At 62.5% G+C, this 19,417-nt stretch carries 18 protein-coding genes and 1 tRNA gene; 6 read left to right on the forward strand and 13 right to left on the reverse strand.

The window, feature by feature from the left end:
* Positions 1-931 (reverse strand): FG-GAP repeat domain-containing protein (locus ABD837_RS02900; protein ID WP_345050073.1); only part of this gene is annotated, 931 nt, incomplete at its 3' end.
* 450 nt (positions 932-1,381) lie between these two features.
* Here ABD837_RS02900 and ABD837_RS02905 point away from each other — a divergent pair.
* The gene (locus tag ABD837_RS02905; protein ID WP_345050075.1) at positions 1,382-1,519 is read left to right on the forward strand and encodes a hypothetical protein; all 138 of its coding nucleotides are present in this window, start codon (positions 1,382-1,384) and stop codon (positions 1,517-1,519) included.
* Positions 1,520-1,624: 105 nt separating this feature from the next.
* On the opposite strand, the gene ABD837_RS02910 is transcribed toward ABD837_RS02905, so the two are convergent.
* Entirely contained in the window at positions 1,625-2,830 is a 1,206-nt protein-coding gene (locus ABD837_RS02910) for a thiolase family protein (RefSeq protein ID WP_345050077.1), read from the reverse strand.
* A 90-nt stretch (positions 2,831-2,920) separates the two neighbouring features.
* Between ABD837_RS02910 and ABD837_RS02915 the strand changes: the two genes are divergently transcribed.
* A complete protein-coding gene (locus tag ABD837_RS02915; protein WP_345050080.1) occupies positions 2,921-3,394 on the forward strand; it encodes a DUF4293 family protein in 474 nt (157 codons plus the stop codon).
* A gap of 72 nt (positions 3,395-3,466) precedes the next feature.
* Here ABD837_RS02915 and ABD837_RS02920 read toward each other — a convergent pair whose 3' ends face one another.
* The 5 genes from ABD837_RS02920 to ABD837_RS02940 all read right to left on the reverse strand — a co-directional run bounded on the left by ABD837_RS02920 (position 3,467) and on the right by ABD837_RS02940 (position 9,826).
* A complete protein-coding gene (locus ABD837_RS02920; protein WP_345050082.1) occupies positions 3,467-4,468 on the reverse strand; it encodes a proline and serine-rich protein 1 family protein in 1,002 nt (333 codons plus the stop codon).
* 150 nt (positions 4,469-4,618) lie between these two features.
* The gene (locus tag ABD837_RS02925) at positions 4,619-6,571 is read right to left on the reverse strand and encodes a CHU_0125 family OmpA-like outer membrane integrity protein (protein ID WP_345050084.1); all 1,953 of its coding nucleotides are present in this window, start codon (positions 6,569-6,571) and stop codon (positions 4,619-4,621) included.
* 96 nt (positions 6,572-6,667) lie between these two features.
* The gene (locus tag ABD837_RS02930) at positions 6,668-7,180 is read right to left on the reverse strand and encodes a hypothetical protein (protein WP_345050087.1); all 513 of its coding nucleotides are present in this window, start codon (positions 7,178-7,180) and stop codon (positions 6,668-6,670) included.
* A 214-nt stretch (positions 7,181-7,394) separates the two neighbouring features.
* Positions 7,395-8,246, reverse strand: a complete 852-nt coding sequence (locus ABD837_RS02935) for a (Fe-S)-binding protein (RefSeq protein ID WP_345050256.1) — start codon at positions 8,244-8,246, stop codon at positions 7,395-7,397.
* Between the two features lie 182 nt (positions 8,247-8,428).
* Positions 8,429-9,826, reverse strand: coding sequence for a 4Fe-4S dicluster domain-containing protein (locus ABD837_RS02940; RefSeq protein WP_345050089.1), 1,398 nt, complete (start codon positions 9,824-9,826; stop codon positions 8,429-8,431).
* A 170-nt stretch (positions 9,827-9,996) separates the two neighbouring features.
* Here ABD837_RS02940 and ABD837_RS02945 point away from each other — a divergent pair.
* Positions 9,997-10,069 (forward strand) — tRNA-Phe (locus ABD837_RS02945).
* Positions 10,070-10,375: 306 nt separating this feature from the next.
* Here ABD837_RS02945 and ABD837_RS02950 read toward each other — a convergent pair.
* Positions 10,376-10,600 (reverse strand): hypothetical protein, encoded by a 225-nt coding sequence (locus tag ABD837_RS02950; protein WP_345050092.1) that lies wholly within the window; start codon positions 10,598-10,600, stop codon positions 10,376-10,378.
* A gap of 70 nt (positions 10,601-10,670) precedes the next feature.
* Between ABD837_RS02950 and ABD837_RS02955 the strand changes: the two genes are divergently transcribed.
* The 3 genes from ABD837_RS02955 to ABD837_RS02965 all read left to right on the forward strand — a co-directional run bounded on the left by ABD837_RS02955 (position 10,671) and on the right by ABD837_RS02965 (position 12,572).
* Positions 10,671-11,276: a thermonuclease family protein gene (locus ABD837_RS02955; RefSeq protein ID WP_345050094.1), complete on the forward strand. Its 606-nt coding sequence runs from the start codon at positions 10,671-10,673 to the stop codon at positions 11,274-11,276.
* A gap of 60 nt (positions 11,277-11,336) precedes the next feature.
* Positions 11,337-12,083 carry a hypothetical protein gene (locus tag ABD837_RS02960; protein WP_345050096.1) on the forward strand — a complete coding sequence of 249 codons (747 nt, stop codon included), beginning with the start codon at positions 11,337-11,339 and terminating at the stop codon, positions 12,081-12,083.
* 123 nt (positions 12,084-12,206) lie between these two features.
* On the forward strand, positions 12,207-12,572 hold the full coding sequence (locus ABD837_RS02965) for a hypothetical protein (protein WP_345050099.1): 366 nt from the start codon (positions 12,207-12,209) through the stop codon (positions 12,570-12,572).
* A gap of 367 nt (positions 12,573-12,939) precedes the next feature.
* Here the strand turns inward: ABD837_RS02965 and ABD837_RS02970 are convergent, their stop codons facing one another.
* The 5 genes from ABD837_RS02970 to ABD837_RS02990 form a co-directional block, all read right to left on the reverse strand.
* Complete coding sequence (locus ABD837_RS02970) at positions 12,940-13,194, reverse strand: heavy metal-binding domain-containing protein (RefSeq protein WP_345050101.1); 255 nt, start codon at positions 13,192-13,194, stop codon at positions 12,940-12,942.
* A 109-nt stretch (positions 13,195-13,303) separates the two neighbouring features.
* Complete coding sequence (locus ABD837_RS02975) at positions 13,304-14,776, reverse strand: efflux RND transporter periplasmic adaptor subunit (protein WP_345050103.1); 1,473 nt, start codon at positions 14,774-14,776, stop codon at positions 13,304-13,306.
* Complete coding sequence (locus ABD837_RS02980; protein WP_345050105.1) at positions 14,769-16,196, reverse strand: heavy metal-binding domain-containing protein; 1,428 nt, start codon at positions 16,194-16,196, stop codon at positions 14,769-14,771. Before ABD837_RS02980 ends, ABD837_RS02975 begins: the two co-directional genes overlap by 8 nt.
* On the reverse strand, positions 16,174-17,475 hold the full coding sequence (locus ABD837_RS02985) for a TolC family protein (RefSeq protein ID WP_345050107.1): 1,302 nt from the start codon (positions 17,473-17,475) through the stop codon (positions 16,174-16,176). The genes ABD837_RS02980 and ABD837_RS02985 overlap by 23 nt, the downstream gene beginning before the upstream one ends.
* A gap of 10 nt (positions 17,476-17,485) precedes the next feature.
* Positions 17,486-19,378, reverse strand: coding sequence for an efflux RND transporter permease subunit (locus tag ABD837_RS02990; RefSeq protein WP_345050109.1), 1,893 nt, complete (start codon positions 19,376-19,378; stop codon positions 17,486-17,488).
* Positions 19,379-19,417 lie beyond the last annotated feature (39 nt).

Consider the following 19,417-nt stretch of genomic DNA (forward strand, 5'->3'; position numbering starts at 1 on the left):
AGACGACGCCCAAAACTGGTTTCACCACTGCGGCTATCATGTACAATGACTGCGAATCTGCTCTAACATTGGCCGTAACAATGTCGAGCCGACCGTCCCCATTCACGTCGCCCACTGCCACCCGGGTGGGCGAGCTATTCGTTCCGGTGGAGTAGTTCACGAACGGCGCGAAGCCGCCCGCAGCCAGCCCCAGCAGCACCCCCACGTTGTTGCCGGCGTCGTTGGCCGAAACAATGTCCAGTCGACCATCGCCGTTCACATCGCCCAGCGCTACGCCGTAGGGGATGGTAACGGTGCTGCCGCTATTGAGGCCGGCGGCATATGCACTGGCGGCCCCAAAGCCTCCGGCGGCTACGCCCAGCAGCACGCCCACAGTGCCCGTATTCCCGTTGGCCGTAACGATGTCGAGGCGGCCATCCCCATTCACGTCGCCGAGGGCCACGCCGCGGGGGGCGCTGTTGGCTCCGGTACTGTAGGTGCTGTAAGGCGCGAAGCCTCCCCCGGCCAGGCTTAGCAGCACGCCCACGTTACTGGCAAAGGTGTTGGCCACCACGATATCACGCCGGCCATCGCCATTCACGTCGCCCAAGGCAACCCCCTGGGGCGCCCCTCCCGAAGCCGTCGGCGCATTGTTGGGAGCTGTGGCGTAGTTAACGGCTGATGCAAAGCCGCCCCCGACCAGCCCCGCCAGCACCGAAGCCGTGGTATTGTCGAAACTGACGGTGACGATATCCGTCAGGCCATCGCCGGTTACATCGCCCATGGCAATGGCGTATTGCCCCGTTCCACCAGTCGGGTAAGAGCTGAAAGCGCCGAAGCTTTGGCCATGAGCGGCAGGTAATGAGATGCCCAACACGAGCAGCAAGGCGCCGCGCCGGGCGCAAGCCAAAAGCGGTGCTTGAGGAAATGAAGGTGCGGAAACGTGTTTCATGGGCGGATAAGGGAGCTGAAGCGAAGTGCAAAAGCAAACGACCCGACCCCGCTTATATAGCCGGGCCGGGTCGCACAAATTACATAATAACTTGAATATTTAATTCGTCGTTGTTCGCGCCGCTTTTTGCCTCAATCCACCATGCGCTGGGCCATGGTGCCTGGTGCCCCTGGGCCGCCGTAAGGTATATACACCTTAAACCAGCCCTGCAGTGTTGGCTTTGAAGCTTGAGCTGTTTGCGGTTAGAGCGGTTTCGTGGTCAGTATACAGCCTAAACGATGTAGGGGCGGGGCTTGTCCCCGCCCGTCGTTGAACGGAACCGGTCAACGGGCGTCAACGTCCGGGCGGGGGCAAGCCCCGCCCCTACATCCACTGACTCCGAAACTGCTCTAGGCCGCGCACCACGTGGCCCGCGCTACTCAGTCGTTCGGCCGAGCCAGACCTAGCCCAATGGGGCCGCTGCCAATGGTAACAGTCACGCTGGGGCTGGTAGCCGCCCAGTTCCCGCGCGCCGCGGCCCGCGCCGCCGCCTACTTCCGCGTGGGCCTGCTGCAAGCCCCCAAGCCTGAGAAGGTGGTGGTGGTGTAAATGAGTAGGGGCGGGGCTTGTCCCCGCCCGCCGTTGCACCACCGTTGGAACGGCGCGCACGGCGGGCGGGGGCAAGCCCCGCCCCTACAACTGTTGCCCCCTTCCCTACAGCTTCTCGTAAATCACGGCAGCGCCCTGGCCCACGCCCACGCACATGGTGGCCAGGCCGTAGCGCATGCCTTCGCCGCGGCGGTGCATCTCGTGCAGCAGCGTGGCCGTGATGCGGGCACCCGAGCTGCCCAGCGGGTGGCCCATGGCAATGCTGCCGCCGTTCACGTTCACCTTGGCCATGTCGAGGCCCAGCTCGCGCACGCAGGCAATGCTCTGAGCGGCGAAAGCTTCGTTGAGTTCAATCAAGTCAATGTCGGCGATGGTGAGGCCGGCCCGCTGCAGCACCTTCTGGGTAGCCGGAATCGGGCCCAGGCCCATCACCGACGGGTCGACGCCGGCCACGGCCGAGGCCACTACCCGCGCCAACGGTTTCAGGTTGTAGCGTTTCAGGGCCTCCTCGCTCACCATCAGCACGGCCGAAGCCCCGTCGTTGATGCCCGCCGAGTTGCCTGCCGTTACCGTACCACCCTCGGGTTGGAAGGCGGGTTTGAGGCTTGCCAGCTTCTCGATGGGCGAGAAGCGGGGCTGCTCGTCGGCATCAAACAGGGCCGTGTCGCCCTTTGGGTTAGGCATGAACACCGGCACAATCTCCTTGCGGAACCGGCCTTTCTCCAGAGCCCGGGCATATTTGCGTTGGCTCTCGAAGGCGAAAAAATCCTGCTCCTCGCGGGTGATGCCGTACTGCTTGGCCACGTTCTCGGCCGTCTGGCCCATGGCGAAGGGGTAGTACAGCTTGCTCAGCTTGGGGTTGATGAAGCGCCAGCCCAGGGTGGTGTCGTGGGCCGTAAGCTCGCGCCCGAAGGCCGACTCCGACTTGGCCATCACAAACGGGGCGCGGGTCATGCTCTCGGCTCCGCCGGCCAGGTACACGTCGCCCTCGCCGCACTTTATGGCGCGGGCAGCATCCATGATGCTCTGCAGCCCCGAGGCGCAGAGGCGGTTTACCGTGCTGCCGGGCACTGTGGTGGGCAAGCCGGCCAGTAGCGCGGCCATGCGGGCTACGTTGCGGTTGTCTTCGCCGGCTTGGTTGGCGGCGCCGATGATAACGTCCTCAATCGCGGCTTTATCAACGGAAGGGTTGCGGCGCATCAGTTCCCGCAGGACGTGGGCGGCCAAATCGTCGGGGCGGACGCTGCTGAGCGCGCCGCCAAATTTTCCAATCGGGGTGCGCACGGCATCCACGATATAAGCATTCGGCATTAGGTGGTATCAATAGCGACGCAAGCGCCGGATGGGACTAAATTTGTGGCCCCGGTACAAGCCCGGGCCTATTCCTTTACTACAACAAAGATGATACAAAGAATCCAAAGCGTGTTTTTACTGTTGCTGGCCCTGGCCATGCTCAGCCTGCTGGCGCTACCTCTGTGGCACAAAATCGACCCTCTAACGAACCAGGAGCTCACCCTCACTGCCTTCGGCTACGTGAGCAAGGGCGTGAACCTGCCCGCCAACGGAGGCCCGGTGTGGCTGATAGGCTCGCTGGCAGCAGCTTCGGCTGTACTGGCTATTTATGAGATTTTCCAGTTTCGCCATCGCCTGCGCCAGCTGCTGCTGGGCACCGTCAACCTGCTCCTGATAACGGCCACGCTCGGGGCCGAATTTCTGTTTTACACCAAAGGCGAGCAGCTGCTCAACATCAAGCTCGAAGGCGAGATTATGATTGCCTTCTACCTGCCCACCCTGGCCCTGGTGCTGAACCTGCTGGCCAACCGGTTCATCCGCCGCGACGAGCAGCTGGTACGCAGCGCCGACCGCCTGCGCTAAGCCCTCTTCCCAATCAAACAAAAAGGCGGCTGTCGATAACGACAGCCGCCTTTTTTGTTATTAGCGAAGGAATCAGTTCTCCGGTTCCTCATTAATGGCCTCGTCCAACTCCTGCTTGCTGGCCTCGAAGTTGAATGCATCATACACTCGCTCGAAGTTCTGCGGGTCGGTTACGTGGTCGTAGCCAAACTTGGCTAGCTCCAGGCGCGAAGGCTCAAAATCCAGGGTCAGCAGCAGGCGCTTCAGGTCGTCGGTAGGCAGGGCGCTTTGGGCGAGTGCTTCCTTGGCAGTGCGCAGCTTGTCAGCATCGAAGCGCTGGCGCTGCACAGCTTGTACCAAGCCATTCAGTTCCTGCGGGGGCAGGGTGCGGTAGCTGCTCGTGGCGGTGCCAGGGTAGTAGCCGCCTTGGCCGTTGTTGCCAGTATTACCGTTGTTGCCGTTGGGGTAACCACTCTGACCGTTACCGCCATTCTGGTAACCGCCCTGGCTGTTACCGCCGGGATAGCCGCTACCGTTGTTGGGGTAGTTGCCGTTGCTGCCACTGCCAGGATAGTTGTTATTGCCACCATTCGGGTAGCTACCAGTTGAGCCGGTCTGACCCGGGCCGTAACCGCCCTGCGGCGCTGGGTAGCCGCTCGGGCCCTGCCCATAGCGAGAAGGCGAGTTGTAGGGCTGCGGAGAGTTGGAGTAGCCATAGCTATTGCCATAGCCCCGGCCCCGGCCATACACGGCCACGGCGCTCACCTGGCGCAGGTCGAGGGGGCGGCCCGGGCGAGCCAGCAGCACAAACGAGGTTTCGAGGCCGGGCTGCAGCCACACGCGGCTCCGGAAACGTACCGCCCCGCCGTAGGAAGTAGGCACGGTGAATTCGGCCCAATGCGCGCCGGGCTGCAGCTGGTCGACGTGCACCTGCCGGGCCACGCCTCGCGTGAGGGGACGCCCGTCGAGCACCAGCCCAAAGGGTACACCGTGCTCCGAAGTGAAGTTTACATTGGCCGGTACCGGCGGATGAGCCAGCACGGGAGCGGCGGCCAGCAGCCAACCCATTAAACCCAGAAGTAGCGCCTTTTTCATGGCTTGCAAAGAAAAGTTTCGGCCGGGAACTCCGGCCGAAAACCCTGATTCCAAAACCTGTGCCACGTTCGCGCAAAGCTGCAACCAATGCAAAACGCCCCCACAACTCGCGTTGCGGGGGCGTTTCATGCCGAGGTTAAGCTAAGCTAGCTAATTAGCTACCCTGGTCACCTTGAACTCGGTGCGGCGGTTGCGCTGGTATTCTTCTTCGCTCGTCGGCTTCAGCACAACGGGGCGGGTTTCGCCGTAGCCCTTGGCCGTGATGCGCGCCTTGTCAATGCCCTTGCTCACGATATAATCGACGGCGGCCTGGGCACGCTGCTGCGAGAGCTTGAGGTTGTACGCGTCCTTGCCGCGCTGGTCGGTGTGCGAGCTCAGCTCGATGCTGATTTTGGGGTTGTCCACCAGCGTCTGCACCAGCGTATCGAGGCGAATGGCGGCATCGGAACGGATGTCGAACTTGTTGTAGTCGTAGAGAATGTCCTTCACCTCAATGGCCTTGGCCAGGATGATTTTGTTGAGCGTGAGCGACACCGGCAGCTTCACGTCGTTCATTGGGTTGGGCAGCTGGGCCTGGCTGGGCTTGCGGCCGCTGGTGCTCAGGCTGGTGCGGGCGGCAAAGTCGCCGGGCCGCTCAGCAATAAACGAGTAGTTCGTCACCGAGTCCAGCTTCACGCTGAATTTGCCGTCGGGGCCGCTGGTGGCAATCTGGCGCTGGCCGTTGGCGCTGGTCACCGTCACGGTTGCGCCGGCGATGGGCAGGGTGGTTTTAGCTTTGTCGTCGCGCTCCAGCACCGTGCCGTCGGCGTAGAAGGTCACCAGTTTCAGGGCCTTCTTCTTGTACATGTACTCGTCGTCGGAGCCCTTGCCGCCGGCGCGGTTCGAGCTGAACAGGCCCGTGTCGTTGGTTACGGGCACGGGGGCAAAGTCGTCGGCGGGGGTGTTCACGTCGGCGCCCAGGTTCATGGGCTTGCCGCCTTTCACCGCGAAGATGTCGAGTTTGCCCAAACCGGGCCACCCGTCCGACGCGAAGTACAGCGTGCCGTCGGGGGCTACCCCGGGAAAGTTGTCGTTGCCGGCCGAGTTGATGGTTTCGCCCAGGTTTTCGGCGGGCGAAAAGCGGCCGTTCGGGGCCAGCGTGGAACGGTACAGGTCGTTGCCGCCCTGCCCGCCCTTGCGGCTCGATGCGAAATACAGCGTAGTGCCATCGGGGGCAAAAGCCGGCGAGAAATCATCGGCGGTGCGGTCGTTGATGTTAGCCAGCACGGGTTCGCTCCAGGCCCCGGCCTTGTAGTACGAAATCCACAGGTCGACGCTTTGCAGGGTTGTTTTGCTGCCATCGGGGCCGCGATAGTCGTTCTTCTTGCCGGTGTTCGAGCGGGCAAATACCATCGTCGTGCCGTCGGGCGTGTAGGTAGCGCTGGCTTCGAGCCGGTTTTCGGAGTTGAAAGGGCCTTCGAGCTTGCGGGCAGTGCCGCCGGTCATGGCCGCCGCGTTGTCAAACTTGATGGCGTAGAGGTCGGTATAGCTTTCGCCGTTGCCCAGAAACTTCTTTTGGTTGTCGCGGCCCGAGGCAAACACCAGCTCGCCGGTGCTGGCCATCAGGGTGCCGCCAAAGTCGGAGCTGGGCGAGTTCAGCGCGTCCACGGCCATCACCTCGTAGGCATTTTTAATGGCCGCAACTTCCTTGCTGGCCACGGCATTCTTGCTTTCGGCATCGGCGCGGGCGGCAAGGGTGCGGTTGCCGCCGCTGGTGGCGTAGGTGGCAAACTGGGCAGCCGCTTCGTCGTACTTGCCATTGGCGCGCAAGGCCTCCGCGTAGTGGAAGCCCGCGTCGGCATTCTTCACTTTGCCGTCGAGCGCTTCTTTGTAGAAAGGCTCGGCCAGCTCTACCCGGTTCGAAAGCCGGTAAGATTCGCCGATGCGGTAGTTGATGATGGCCGCATTCTGGCCCTTGGCCACTTCGGCCTTGTAAAGCGGAATGGCCAACTCGTACTGGCCGCGGGCAAACTGTTTGTCGCCCTTGATACTGCCCGAAGTCGCGCAGCCGCTCATCGCCGCGGCCGCGCCAGCCGCGACGCAGATGATAAAAAGTTTATTCATAGGTGGTCGGGGAGGAGGGGTGGCGAGGGGCGACCGAAAAGGGGGGTTCCGGCACAAAAACTTTCTGTTAGCAATAATACTACGTTTGCGTAGGATTCAAGCCAGCCCCGGGTTTTTTTCGAACGTTTCAAAATAGCGGGCCAGCCACGTTTGGCCTGCCGGGCGGGGCCACAGGGTATCCAGCTCGCCTTTAGTGGCTAAGGTATTGTCAAAATATAAGGTGTCGGGGGTTACGGCTCCGCTTGCCGTAGCAGCCTTCAGCTCGCGCCGCTCCAGCAGGTGCACTGCCCCATTTTGCATAAAAGCCAGCCGCGACTTCTCCAGCAGCTCCAGCCCCAGGTGCTGCTCCAGCTGCGCCACAAACCGCACCGAGGCATCAATGGAGCAACCGCTGGCTCCCGCCACGGCCTCGTCGAGCCCCAGCACCAGGAAGTACTGGTGCAACACCTCAGCCGAGGCCAACAGGTTGCGGCCGTGGCTGGTCCAATGCTCCGCAAACTGGGCCAGCAGCGGAAGAATGCTCACGGTTTCCGCGCTGGTGAACGGACGGCTGGCCTGGTAAATCCATACGCGGGCGGTGGCGGGCAGTTGGTCAAAGGAAACGTGCATAAATCACGGGTTAGTCGGTGTGTTCGCGGTTGGGAGAATTTCGCAGCCTTGCAGCAAGCAGTGCTGGACCAGCCTACGGGCAACAAAAGTGCCGCGTAAGAATTGCGCCGCCGTTCTGCCCAAAAGCAGAACGGCGGCGCAAGGTCGGCCACAACCGGAGGATAGCAGAGCTAAAGTGCGGGTAACCTGTAGAATAATCCGATTAATCGATGGTTTAGGCGTTGATGCCCTCGGCCGAAGCTACCAGCTCGGCCAGGTCAAATACCTGCACCTTGCTTTCCTGCTCCTTGTTTTTCACGCCGTCGCTCATCATCGTCATGCAGAAGGGGCACGAAACGGCGATGATGCTGCCCTGCAGGTCGTGGGCCCCGGGGGTGCTGGTTTCGGTTTCGACGCCGCCCAGGTTGGCCAGCGCTTCGGCTTTGCCGGCGAGGGTAGCCAGTGCTTCCTCGGTGCGCTCGATGTTGATTTCCTTTTTGCCGGGCTCGGCTTCTTTCCACATCTGGGCGCCGCCCGCGCCGCAGCACAAGCCGTTGGCGCGGCTGCGCTTCATCTCCACCAGGTCAGCGTCGAGGGCGGCCAGCACATCGCGCGGAGCTTCGTAGATGTTATTGGCGCGACCCAGGTAGCAGGAGTCGTGGAAGGTGATGCGGCGGCCCTTGAAGCTTTCGCCCCCGGTCACGCCTACTTTGCCCTCGTTGATGAGCTGCTGCAAATAGGTGCTGTGATGAATCACCTCGTAGTCGCCGCCCAAGGCCGGGTATTCGTTCTTAATGGTGTTGAAGCAATGCGGGCAGGCGGTTACGATTTTCTTGATGCCATAGCCATTCATCGTCGTGATGTTCTGCATGGCCTGCATCTGAAACAGGAACTCGTTGCCGGCGCGCTTGGCGGGGTCGCCGGTGCAGCTTTCTTCCAGGCCCAGCACCGCGTACTTGGTGCCCACGTGCTCCAGAATGCGGACGAAGGCGCGGGTCACACGCTTGTACCGGTCATCAAACGCACCGGCGCAGCCCACCCAGAACAGGATTTCGGGCGACTCGTTGCGGGCCGCCAAATCGGCCATAACGGGAACGTTGATTTGCTTTTTGGTGGGAGCTTCAGGAGTCATAACAAGATGGTGTAAAGCGTCATGCAGAGCGCAGCGAAGCATCTCGCATGCAGCAGTAAATCAGTAGTTGGTGTCCCCTGGGCACGCGAGATGCTTCGTCGCTGCTTGATGCGCAGAATGCTCTGCGTGACGTTTTATTAGGCTGTAACCGTGGACTTCTCCGCTGCGAACAAGTCATCGGCCCAGTTGAACCGGTCCGACGGCGAGAAAGCCCACGGGGCGCCGTTGTTTTCGATGTTGGAGAACATCACGTTCAGTGAGTTGGGCGCGGCCGACTCTTCCAGCACCAGGAAGCGGCGCATCTCGATGATGCTTTCCAGCGGGTTGATGTTCACGGGGCAGCTTTCCACGCAGGCGTTGCAGGTGGTGCAGGCCCATAGCTCCTCGGGCGTCACCTTGCCGCGCAGCAGCGTGGCTTCCATCAGGTCGGTGATGGGCTCGTGCTTGGCTTCTTCGCCGTACACGTTGGGCCGGAAAATGAGCGGCGAGTTATACTTCTCCTCCACTCGGTCGCGCGTGTCCATGATGATTTTGCGCGGCGAAAGCAGCTTGCCCGTCAGGTTGGCCGGGCACACCGAGGTGCAGCGGCCGCACTCGGTGCAGGAGTAGGCATTCATCAGGTTGGTCCAGGGCAAGTCATCCACGTCCTTCGCGCCAAAGGGCGTGGGGGCCAGGGCCGAGCCGTCGGGTGCGGTAGGAGCAGGCGGCACCACGAAGCTGGGGTCCATCATCGCCTTCACCTCGTTGGTAATGCTTTCCACGTTCGAAAACTGGCCCTGCGGCACGAGGCGCGAGTACCACACGTTTGGAAACGCCATGATGATGTGGAAGTGCTTCGAGCTGGGCAGGTAGTTCAAAAACAGGAAGATGCCAATGATGTGCAGCCACCAGCCAAGGCGCTCCAGTACTTCGAGCGTGGCCACGTTGGTGGGTAGCAAGCCCACCAGTAAGTTGCTAATTGGGAAAGTGCCCGGCAGGTCCTGGCCTTCCATTTGGTGCAGCTTCAGGTCGGCGGTGTTCATGAAGAACAACGCGACCATCAGCACTACTTCGATGTAGAGAATGACATTGGCATCGAGCTTGGGCCACAGGCGCAGCTCGGGGCCGGTGAAGCGCTTGAGTGGCGGGTTGCTGTTGCGGCGCCACCAGAAGGCGGCCACGGCCACAATCACGAGCGCGGCCAGGATTTCGTTGGTGGCCATCAGCACATCGTACACCGGTCCGAGGAATTTGAGCGCGCGATGAAAGCCGAAAATGTTGCCGAACAAGCCGTCAATCACAATCTCAATCACCTCGATGTTGATGACCAGAAAGCCCACGTACACCACCATGTGCAGCAGGGCCGGTGTCATCCGCTTGAACATTTTCTGCTGCCCGAAGGCCACGAGCAGCGTTTTGCGAAACCGCTCGGCGGCATTACCGCTCATGTTGCGGTCGCGACCGACGAGGATGTTGGCCCGGATTTTCCGAACCTGCCAGGTGAAGAGGCCAAAGGCTGCGATGAGCAGCAGCGCAAAGAGGATGGATTGCAACATGCGGTAAAGGTAAGGCGGGAACGTTAGGAGCTGCAAGATAGTAGGCATGCCGAATACTTTTTAGAAAAAAGCACTGCCTCCGACACTTTTTTTACTTGGTTTCTTGCGTCATTGTTTTGGATTCGTACCTTTGCGGTCCCCTAAGCAACCTAAAGACGCCTCGGGGAAACGGCAACATAGCTCAGTTGGTAGAGCACAGCACTGAAAATGCTGGTGTCGTTGGTTCGATTCCAACTGTTGCCACGAAAAACCCCATTTCTATAGCAGAAATGGGGTTTTTGCTTTTAGGTCGGACAGAATATCGGACAGTTGGTGCCGATTGAATGCTTAAAGGCTGCCCTGGTTACACATTTTCGCTTTGTTGGCTTTACTTTCGGGATATCGGAGGGAATTAGTTGCCAAACGCTTCTTTTCGACATTTGGGTCGTCTCCGTTTCGGGGGCGGCCCTTTTTAGTGTGATGGCAGGCCGCTGAGGAACTGCAGAACGGAATGGATGAAGGCGGGGCAAAGGTGCCTCCAGCTATACTCGAGCTACGGTTGAAGGCCGGCTAGATGCGCTGGCCTTGGTTGGCTGCCGCCGACGTTCCGTTAAGGGCGCGGGAAACCTCTTCTTCGGGGAGATGGGTGTACTGGCAAAACTCGGCGACGGAGACGTAGGCCCGGGCGGGCTTGTTGAGCTCGGCGCGGATGCGCTGCAGCAGGACCTTGGCCGTGCCGTATTTGGTGCCGGTGAGCTGGGCCACTTCCTTGGGGTGGATGCAAACCTGGGGCATAGTGGGGTACAATGGGGTAAAAGAGGCAAGCGAAGATACAACTGCTGAAACCGGGCGGTAGGTTCGGGAAATGAAGGCCAAATGGTTTGTTTCGAGGGTGGCAGGACTGGGGCTGGCGGGGGCGCTGGCCGTGGGCTGTTTGTCGAGCCAGCACGAGACGGGTGCGCCGCTGTCGTTGACGGCTCGCGCCGCGCTGGCTGCTGAAGCGGCCCGGGTGGTGCGTGTTATTGACGCCGATACCTACATCATGCTGTCGGGTTCTACGACTTATCGGCTGCGGCTGCTGGGCGTGGACGCGCCGGAGCAGGACCAAGCGTTCGGGTCGCAGGCGACCGACTCGGTGGCACGACTGCTGACGCCTGGGCGGGTGGTGCTGGTGGCGCGAGCTGGCCTGGATTTGTATGGGCGAACATTGGGCGCGGTGCTCATTCCGACGGCGACCGTGGCCGTGGCCGGCCGCGCGGTCCCGCTGGATTCGCTTATGGTCGTGCGGGGGTGGGCCTGGGCCTTTGACCCCAACCGCACAGTGGCCGGGCGGGCGCAGCAGCAAGTGGCAGCGCAGCGCGCCGGGCTGGGGCTGTGGAAATGCGGTGTAGGGCAAGCGGTATCGCCGAAGCTATGGCGGTCCTTCAATTCAGAAATCAAGCGGCGCTACCGGGTTGGCTGCACCTGGTAACAAGGCCGCGCAAGTGAAAGCAGCCGGGTTCTTTATCTCACTTTTTACTCCCCTTATCTCATGGCCTCTCAAACTGGCATCCTGGGACTGCAAGGCACCGTGGGTGGCCTTGTGTTCGCCAAAGACGGCTCGGTCCGTCAAAAACCTGCTTCTAACAAAGCGGCCTTCGCTAGCTCGGCTAGCTTGGCCCGTACCCGTGAAAACGCGGCTGAATTCGGCTTGTCGGCCAAGTACAGCAAGCTGCTGCGTGACTCGTTGCGCGTGTCCATTGCCTCGGCCAGTGACAGCCGGTTAGCTTCTCGCCTGACCAAGGCCATGCGCGCCATCATCGGGCTCGACGACACGAATGACCGGGGCCAGCGCGTGTTCGATTCTTCGAACTCGGCTCCCCTGCTCGGCTTCAACTTCAACATCGGCGCCGGCATCGGCCAAACCATGTACTTCCCCTATGAGGTGACGGGCAACGGTGCGGACGTGACGATGAGCATTCCGGCGTTGAACCCGGCTTCGGACATTGCGGCTCCGCAAGGCGCTACGCACTTCGAGGTGGTGTTCGCGGCTTCGGACCTGGACATGGAGGCGCTGACCTTCACCAACGGTGTGGTGGCAGCTCCGCTGGGCATCCTGCCGCTGAATGGTGCGCCGCTGGTGAACCAGACGGTGGTGGCCACCTTCCCGGCGGCTCCGGCCGACGCTAACCTGGTGGTGGGCGTGGTGGGCATCAACTTCTACCAGCAGATTAATGGCAAGTTCTACCCGCTCAACAACAACAGTACGAACCCGCTGGCCATTGAGTACGTGGCCTAAGCCACGGCAGTGAAGCCCGAAACGGCCGGCCACTCTAGCGGCCGGCCGTTTCTTTTTCTTTTCATCTTCTTATTCTTGATTACGATGCCACTAACGGCCTATCAAACCCAATATAAGCGGCGCATGAAGCGCGCTATCAAGCTGCGCGCTAAAGCCGACCAGAAAGCCCGGCGCTACACCCAACTGCTGGCTGATGCCATCGGTGCGGCTGAGGACGCGGCTACGCAGATGAACGAGCTGAACCAGCTTTACAACGTGGACGTGAGCACCTACACGCTGCTCACGCAGGCCCTGCACGCCAACAGCGGGCAGGAAGTGTTGGTCGACCATTTGGCGCAGAGTACGCCCGGTGAGGAAGTGGTATTGTTTAACCAGGTGCCGGACGGCAACGGCGGGCAGGAGTTGCCGGCTAATCCGCTGTTTGGTGAGTTGGTGACGGGCACGCCGATTATTACGCCGCCAGTTGACTTCGCGCAGGCGTTGGGATAACCTATAGTAAAATAAAAAGCCCCGCTTGCGTTACGCAAGCGGGGCTTTTTATTATGGGACCGGGCCGGTGCTGAGGCTTATTTCACAAGCGCCGGGGCAGGCGCTACGACGGCGGCTGTGGCAGTTTTTTTCACGCAGCAGCTGGCGCCGGCTTTCTCATCTTTAGTGCACTGCATTTTGACTTCGGCGGCACCTTTCTTGGCTTTTTTGCCGGGCTTGCCGTCGTTGGCGGCGGCGGTGCCGATGGTAGCCAGCAGGGTCAGGGCAAACAGGAGGTTTTTTATGGGTTGGGAATGTGGAAGAGTTGGGAGAAGTTGAGGCTGACTAGCGACGCCCGTAAGCGCGGCTGCCCATCTGCGGGCAGGCGCTATTTCTTGACCAGGTCCATGCCGCATTTCGGGCATTTGCCGGGCTGGTTGGCCACCACTTCGGGGTCCATGGAACAGGTGTATACTGCGGCGGATGCGTCCGAACTGTTGGAGGAACCGGGAGTGGCGGCGCTGTCCGTGGCCGTGGCCGAGCCAGTCGCCGTGCTGGTTTCCGCGTTGCCCTTGTTGTCGGAACAGGAAGTGGTGGCGAGGAGGCTGGTAAGTACCAGGCCGAGAAACAAAAGCTTTTTCATGGTTTGGAATGGGGAATAAATGACAGGCGCTGGACCGCAGCACCAGAACGGTTTTTTGTGAGTAAAATAAGAATGGATGCTTACATGGATGGGACCGAAAGGCCGCTGCTTACATTTTCATGTTGGGGTCCATGCCCGCCATCGGGTCGGTGCCTTGGTACAGCGCGTACTCGCTTTCCAGTAGGTAAGCTCCGCTGACCACGACCTGCGCGCCGGCGGCCAAGCCCCCGGTGATGGCCACGGTCTCGTCGGTTTCGGCGCCCGTGGTGACCTTGAGGCGGCGGAAGCGGCCAGCAGCATCCACTTGCTGCCACACGTAGCTGCCGCGGCTGTCGCGCAACACCGCGTCCTGGGGCAGGGTTAGGGTTTGGGCGGTTGCGGTGTTGCCCCGACTGGACATGGACAGGCGCACGTTGGCCTGCATGCCGGGCTGCAGCCGCCCGCCGGGGTTGGGCACTTGCACGCGCAGCAGGGTCACCTTGCTGTTGGCCTGCCGTTCCGGGCTTAGAAAGACCACCCGGCCGGTGTAGGCATCGGGCAGCCCGGCGACTTGTACCTGCACGGACTGGCCCATTTCGACGCCGGCTACTTCCTCGGGGTAGAGCTGGGCTTCAACCCAGACGGAGGAAAGGTTGGTGAGCGAAACCAATAACGTGCCCTCGCCCACGTACTGCCCTTCCGTCACGCCTACGGCCTGCACCAAGCCCGCCTGCGGGCTGTAAAAGGTCAACGACGCAGTCGGCCGGCCCGTGGCGGCCAGGGTGCGTAGTTGGCCCTCGGTAAGACCCAGCAGCCGCAGTTTTTGGCGGGCGCTGGCCACCAGGCGGCCGTACTGGTTCCCGCCCGGACCCACGGCCCGCTGCTGAGCCAAGCTGAGCACGTACTCCTGCTGCAAGGCTTGCAACTGCTCGCTGTAAATGGACACCAGCGGGGCCCCCGCGCGGATGGCCTCGCCGGTCTGGCGCACGAACAGGCGCTCCACGCGCCCGGCTACCCGGCTGCTCACCGTACGGGTCTGGTTGGCGTCGGCGGTGACGGTGCCTGTGAGCACGGTGGTGCCCGAGGCCGTACCGGCGGGGCTGCCGACGCCACCCAACGCGGCTACGCGGATGCCCGCCAGTTGCCGCTGTTGCGCGCTGAGCATCACCTCCGGCGCGGCGGCGGCCCCGGACGGGGTTGGAGCCGCCGCCGCGGCCTTGGTCGCCTTGACGAGGTCCATGCTGCAAATGGGGCATTTGCCGGGCTGCTCGCGGCTGATTTGCGGGTGCATGGGGCACATGTAGTGCGTGAGTGCCGCCGATGAGGCGGTCACGGACTGAGTGGAAGCGGTCGGCTTTGCCGCTTGCTTGGTGGCTTTTACCAAGTCCATGGTGCAGATTGGACACTTGCCCGGCTCGTCACGCACGATTTGCGGGTGCATGGGGCAGGTGTAGTAGGTGCTGGCGCCGTCGTGGGCATGGGCGTCCTCAGGCGCGGATTTCTGGCAAGCCCCGGCCCCGAAGGTCAGCAGGGCCGCCAGTAGCGCGAAGGCCAGCAAGCGGCCCCGGGTCCAGCGGGTAAGCAAGTTAAGAGGCTTATTCATCGCGGTAGTCGGTTTTGGCTGAGGTTGAGGCGGCAGGCTGAGCGCCCGTCAGGGTTCGAGCGGTTTGCACAAACCCTTCGCTATCGACCAGAAACTGGGCGTTGGCGGCCACGGCGTCCTGCGCGCTTACGCCCTGCAGGACTTGCACCCGGTCGGCGCTGCGGCGGCCGGTCTGCACCGTTACGGCCTGGAAGGCCCCGCCGCGGCGCACGAATGCCACCTGGCGATTGCCCAAATCAACCACCGCGGCCCGGGGCAGCCACAGCCCGCCGGCGGCCGGCACGTTGACGGTGCCCGTAAGCAGGGCGCCACTGCGCAGCCGCTCGTCGGCATTATTCAGGTGCACCCGCACGGCGCCGGTGCGGGCACCCTTGCGGAAAAAGGGCTCTATTAAGTCAATGCGCGCCGTTCTCGCCCGCACTGGGTTGTTTTCGGGCAGCACCCGAATGGCTTGGCCCACCTGCAGGGCCGCCAGCTCGTCGGGGCGGGGCTCAAATACGCCCCACACCTGCCGGGTGTTGACCACCCGAAACAGGGTTTGGCCCATCGCCACGTACGCGCCTTCGGTGAGCGTGAGCCCGGCTTCGGCCGGCATGGGGGCCGCGGCCGCGGCGCTGCGCATGGCCGGGGCACTCCCGCCCATGGGGTCGCCTCCCCCACTGCCCATGCCACCACCAGCCGGGGCCGAGGGCGGCGGCAGGGCCGCCCCGGGCTGGGCCGGCTGCTCGACCACGTACCCGGTGTAGGGACTGTAGATGGCCACGCTGTAGGTGGGCTTGCGAGTGGCGATGGTGCGGTTGATTTGCGCATCGGTGAGCCCGAGCAGGCGCAGCTTCTGGCGGGCGCCCCGTAGCAGCGTCCGGTTCTCGGCGTCTTGGGTGAGGATGAAAATGAGCTCCTGCTGGGCCGTCACCAGCTCGGGGCTGTAGAGCTCTAGCAGTTTCTGGCCCTTGGTGACGGGCTGATAGTTGAAGCGCACGAGCAGCTTTTCTATCCGCCCCCCGAAGCGGGCCGCAATGACTTCGGCGCGGCGGGTGTCGTATTCCACCCGGCCGGTCAGCGTGAGCGTGAGGTCCGGGGCACCGGCAGTGGGGTACACCGTGGCCTGGGTGGAAACCACCGTCGCATCGGGCGACTTGAGCAGGTTTTGCAGGCTGGCGCTGGCCGGGGCCTGGGTGCCGCCGGCTTTGGGCTTTTTCACCAGGGCCATGCCGCAAACGGGGCAGTCGCCGGGTGTATCACGAATAATTTGCGGGTGCATGGGGCAGGTGTACACGTCTCCGGCCTGGGCCTCGGTAGTGAGGGCTGCGTCCGTCGGCTTTTGGTCGGTCCCGCAGGCGCCGAGTACCAGCGCCAGGGGCAGCACCAGCAGGAGTGCGAGCCGGGCCCGCCGCGGGCTATTGTTCCAGCTCTTTTTCATAGTCGATTTGCTGCGTGAGTTGCTGCTGGAGGTTGTCGAGGTATTCCAGCCGGGTGCGCTTGAGCGCGGTCCAGGCCTCGAGCACCTGAAAGAGCTGGCCGGTGTTCTGCTCGTAGGCCAGCATGGTGGCCTGATAACTGCGGCGCAGGGCCGGCAGGATGCGCCGCTCGAAGGCGCGGGTCTGGTCGCGGCGCAGGGTGAGGTCGGTTTGCAGGCTGGCGAGCCGGCCGCTGGCTTCGTTGAGCACGTCCTCGCGCTGCTTGCGCAGGGCCTGCGCCTCGAAGCCCAGGGCGGCCGTGTTGGCCTTGTACTCGCGGGCGGCCCACGGGGCGAGCGGAATGGTGACCATGCCCATCAGGCTGAACTGGTTGGGCGTCGTGCCCAGCCCGCGCATGTGGTCGTAGCGCACGCCGAAGTCGGGCCGGCGGCGGCTGGCTTCCAGGTCCTGGCTCAGGCGCACGGTGGTCAGGGCCCGGTCCAGGCTGCGAATGTCGCTGCGACGACCGGCCAGCGCGGCGGTATCCGTGGGCGCCAGCGCCAGGGTTGCAGCCGCTAGCACGGCGGTGTCCACGGCAAAGGCCTCGCCGCGGGGCCGGTTCATGAGCGTGTTGAGCGCAATCTGGTTTTGCGTAGCCCGGGCCGCGGCCTGCCGGTGGTCGTTGAGGTGCATTTCCAGCCGGGCCTTGGCGTCGTAGATGTTGGGCAGCGTGGCTTGGTTGTAGGAGTAGCGCGCCTCGGCCAGCTTGATGAGGAAGCGCAGCAGCTCCTCGTTTTCGTCCAGCACGGCCAGCTTTTTGGTGAGCACGGCCTGCTCCACGTACAGGGTTTTGGCCTGGGCCCGCAGTTGCACCACGGCGTTTTGCTGGTCGGCCTGCACCACGGCGGCCTGGCTGCTCAGGTAAGCCCGGCGGGCGCGCTGCTTGGCCGGGTTGGGCAGCATCTGCTCCACCGACACCATCTGCATGCCCTCGCCCTGCCCGTTGTTCATCTCCCGGATGGGGCGCTGGTTATAGGGCGTCATCCAGTAGCCGGCGCTGAGCTTGGGCGCTTCCCAGCTGCTGGCGCCGGCCACGGCCGCTTGCTTGGCCTGGGCCTGGTACGCATACTGCTGCACCGCGGGGTTGCGGCGCTCGACGCGCCGCAGCACCGAGTCGAGCGACAGCACCGGGGCGCTCGGGGCCGCCATGTGCATGTCCTTGCCCATCTTTTGGCCGTGAGCCAGTTGCGGGCCTACCGCCAGCAGGGAGGCGACCAGTAATAGATTAAGCCAGTAGTTCATGGGGCGACGATTAATGGGTGACTTCCAAAACATCGATTTTTCCGAATTTGCGCAGCTCGTATTCCTTGGTGTAGAGGAAGATGAGCGGCGTGACGAGTAGAATGTGGGTGGCCGAGGTGAACACCCCGCCTATCATGGGCAGCACGATGGGCAGCATCACGTCCGAGCCCGTGCCGGTGGCCCAAAGCACCGGCACCAGGCCGAACAAGGACACCGATACGGTCATCAGCTTGGGCCGCAGGCGCTTGGCAGCACCGTGAAACACGGCCTCCTGCAGGTCTTGTTTGGTAATCGTCTCAGCTGAATTGCCTTTCTCGGCCACCAGCCGCTGCATGGCATCATTCAGGTAGATGACCATGATAACGCCCGTTTCCACAGCCAGCCCGAACAGGGCAATGAAGCCCACGGCCACCGCCACCGACAAATTCACCCCGTAGAAATACACCATGTAGGCCCCGCCGATGAGGGCGAAGGGTATGGTGATGAGGCTCATAAAGGCCTCCCGCACGGAGTGGAAGGCGAAGTACAGCGCCCCAAAAATCACCACCAGCACCAGCGGCAGAATCAGCTTGAGCGTGCGCTGCGAGCTAATCAGGTTCTCGTACTGCCCGCTCCACTCCAGGTAGTAGCCCTGGGGCAGCTGCTTCTCCAGGCTTTGCAGCTTCTGCATGGCGTCGTTCACAGTGCTGCCCAGGTCGCGGCCCCGCACGTTGAAGAGCACCGCGCCACGGAGCTGGGCGTTTTCCGAGCTTATCATGGGCGGGCCCTCGGCGTAGCGGATGGTGGTGACGGCCGATAAAGGCACCGGGCCGAAGCCGGCACTCTGGATGGGGATGCGCCGCAGGTCGGCCAGGCTGTTGCGGTAGTCCTGGGCCAGGCGCACGTTGATGGCGAAGCGGCGCCGGCCCTCCACGGTGCTGGCGATGGGCGCCCCGCCGATGGCCGATTCCACCACCTCGTTCACCTGGTCCACGGTCAGGCCGTAGCGGGCCAGCTCGGGGCGGTTCATCTCGATTTCCAGGTACTTGCCTCCCGTCACGGGCTCCACGTACAGGTCTTCCACGCCGGGCACGCCTTTGAGGGCCGCGTTGACTTGGTTGGACACCTGATTGATGGTGTTCAGGTTTTGGCCGTACACCTTCACGCCCACGTCGGTGCGGATGCCGGTGCTCAGCATGTTGATGCGGTTGATGATGGGCTGGGTCCAGCCGTTCACCACGCCCGGAATCTGGAGCTTGCCGTTCATCTCGTCAATCAGCTTGGCCTTGGTCATGCCTGCGCGCCACTGGTCGCGGGGCTTGAGCAGAATGATGGTTTCAATCATGTTGATGGGCGAGTTGTCGGTGGCCGAGCTGGCCCGGCCGGCCTTGCCCAGCACGCTCAGCACCTCCGGCACCTGTTTGATAATTTTGTCCTGTACCTGCAGAATGCGCTTCATCTCCGTGTTCGACACGTCGGGCTGGGCCACGGGCATGAACAGGATGGAGCCCTCGTTGAGCGGCGGCATGAACTCGGTGCCCAGGCTCATGACCAGCGGAATGCTGACCAGCAAGGCCAGGATATTGATGGCCAGCGTGGTTTTGCGCCAGCGCATCACCCAGTGCAGCATGGGCGAATAAATGCGCTCCAGGAAGCGGTTGAGCGGGTTCTGGTCCTCGGTTTTGAACTTGCCCTTGAGGAAAAAGGAGATGAGCACCGGGGCCAGCGTCACGGCCAGGATGGCGTCGATGATGAGGATGAAGCTCTTGGTCCAGGCCAGCGGGTGGAACAGCTTGCCCTCCTGCCCGGTGAGCAGAAACACCGGAAAAAAGGAGGTGACGATGATGATGGTCGAGAAGAAGATTCCCCGCGACACCTGCTTGCTGGAGGACTCAATGATGTCGAGCCGCTTTTGGTTATCCATGGGAGTTGATTTTGGTAGTCGGTTCCGGCTAATCGGCAA

Source organism: Hymenobacter glaciei (genome assembly GCF_039539585.1).
Lineage (GTDB): Bacteria > Bacteroidota > Bacteroidia > Cytophagales > Hymenobacteraceae > Hymenobacter > Hymenobacter glaciei.

Bases quoted from the DNA above. Each gene is read 5' to 3' on its own strand.
- ABD837_RS02905 (WP_345050075.1), top strand. From the start codon at position 1,382: ATGGGGCCGCTGCCAATGGTAACAGTCACGCTGGGGCTGGTAGCCGCC.
- ABD837_RS02910 (WP_345050077.1), bottom strand. From the start codon at position 2,830: ATGCCGAATGCTTATATCGTGGATGCCGTGCGCACCCCGATTGGAAAA.
- ABD837_RS02915 (WP_345050080.1), top strand. From the start codon at position 2,921: ATGATACAAAGAATCCAAAGCGTGTTTTTACTGTTGCTGGCCCTGGCC.
- ABD837_RS02920 (WP_345050082.1), bottom strand. From the start codon at position 4,468: ATGAAAAAGGCGCTACTTCTGGGTTTAATGGGTTGGCTGCTGGCCGCC.
- ABD837_RS02925 (WP_345050084.1), bottom strand. From the start codon at position 6,571: ATGAATAAACTTTTTATCATCTGCGTCGCGGCTGGCGCGGCCGCGGCG.
- ABD837_RS02930 (WP_345050087.1), bottom strand. From the start codon at position 7,180: ATGCACGTTTCCTTTGACCAACTGCCCGCCACCGCCCGCGTATGGATT.
- ABD837_RS02935 (WP_345050256.1), bottom strand. From the start codon at position 8,246: ATGGCCGATTTGGCGGCCCGCAACGAGTCGCCCGAAATCCTGTTCTGG.
- ABD837_RS02940 (WP_345050089.1), bottom strand. From the start codon at position 9,826: ATGTTGCAATCCATCCTCTTTGCGCTGCTGCTCATCGCAGCCTTTGGC.
- ABD837_RS02950 (WP_345050092.1), bottom strand. From the start codon at position 10,600: ATGCCCCAGGTTTGCATCCACCCCAAGGAAGTGGCCCAGCTCACCGGC.
- ABD837_RS02955 (WP_345050094.1), top strand. From the start codon at position 10,671: ATGAAGGCCAAATGGTTTGTTTCGAGGGTGGCAGGACTGGGGCTGGCG.
- ABD837_RS02960 (WP_345050096.1), top strand. From the start codon at position 11,337: ATGGCCTCTCAAACTGGCATCCTGGGACTGCAAGGCACCGTGGGTGGC.
- ABD837_RS02965 (WP_345050099.1), top strand. From the start codon at position 12,207: ATGAAGCGCGCTATCAAGCTGCGCGCTAAAGCCGACCAGAAAGCCCGG.
- ABD837_RS02970 (WP_345050101.1), bottom strand. From the start codon at position 13,194: ATGAAAAAGCTTTTGTTTCTCGGCCTGGTACTTACCAGCCTCCTCGCC.
- ABD837_RS02975 (WP_345050103.1), bottom strand. From the start codon at position 14,776: ATGAATAAGCCTCTTAACTTGCTTACCCGCTGGACCCGGGGCCGCTTG.
- ABD837_RS02980 (WP_345050105.1), bottom strand. From the start codon at position 16,196: ATGAAAAAGAGCTGGAACAATAGCCCGCGGCGGGCCCGGCTCGCACTC.
- ABD837_RS02985 (WP_345050107.1), bottom strand. From the start codon at position 17,475: ATGAACTACTGGCTTAATCTATTACTGGTCGCCTCCCTGCTGGCGGTA.
- ABD837_RS02990 (WP_345050109.1), bottom strand. From the start codon at position 19,378: ATGGATAACCAAAAGCGGCTCGACATCATTGAGTCCTCCAGCAAGCAG.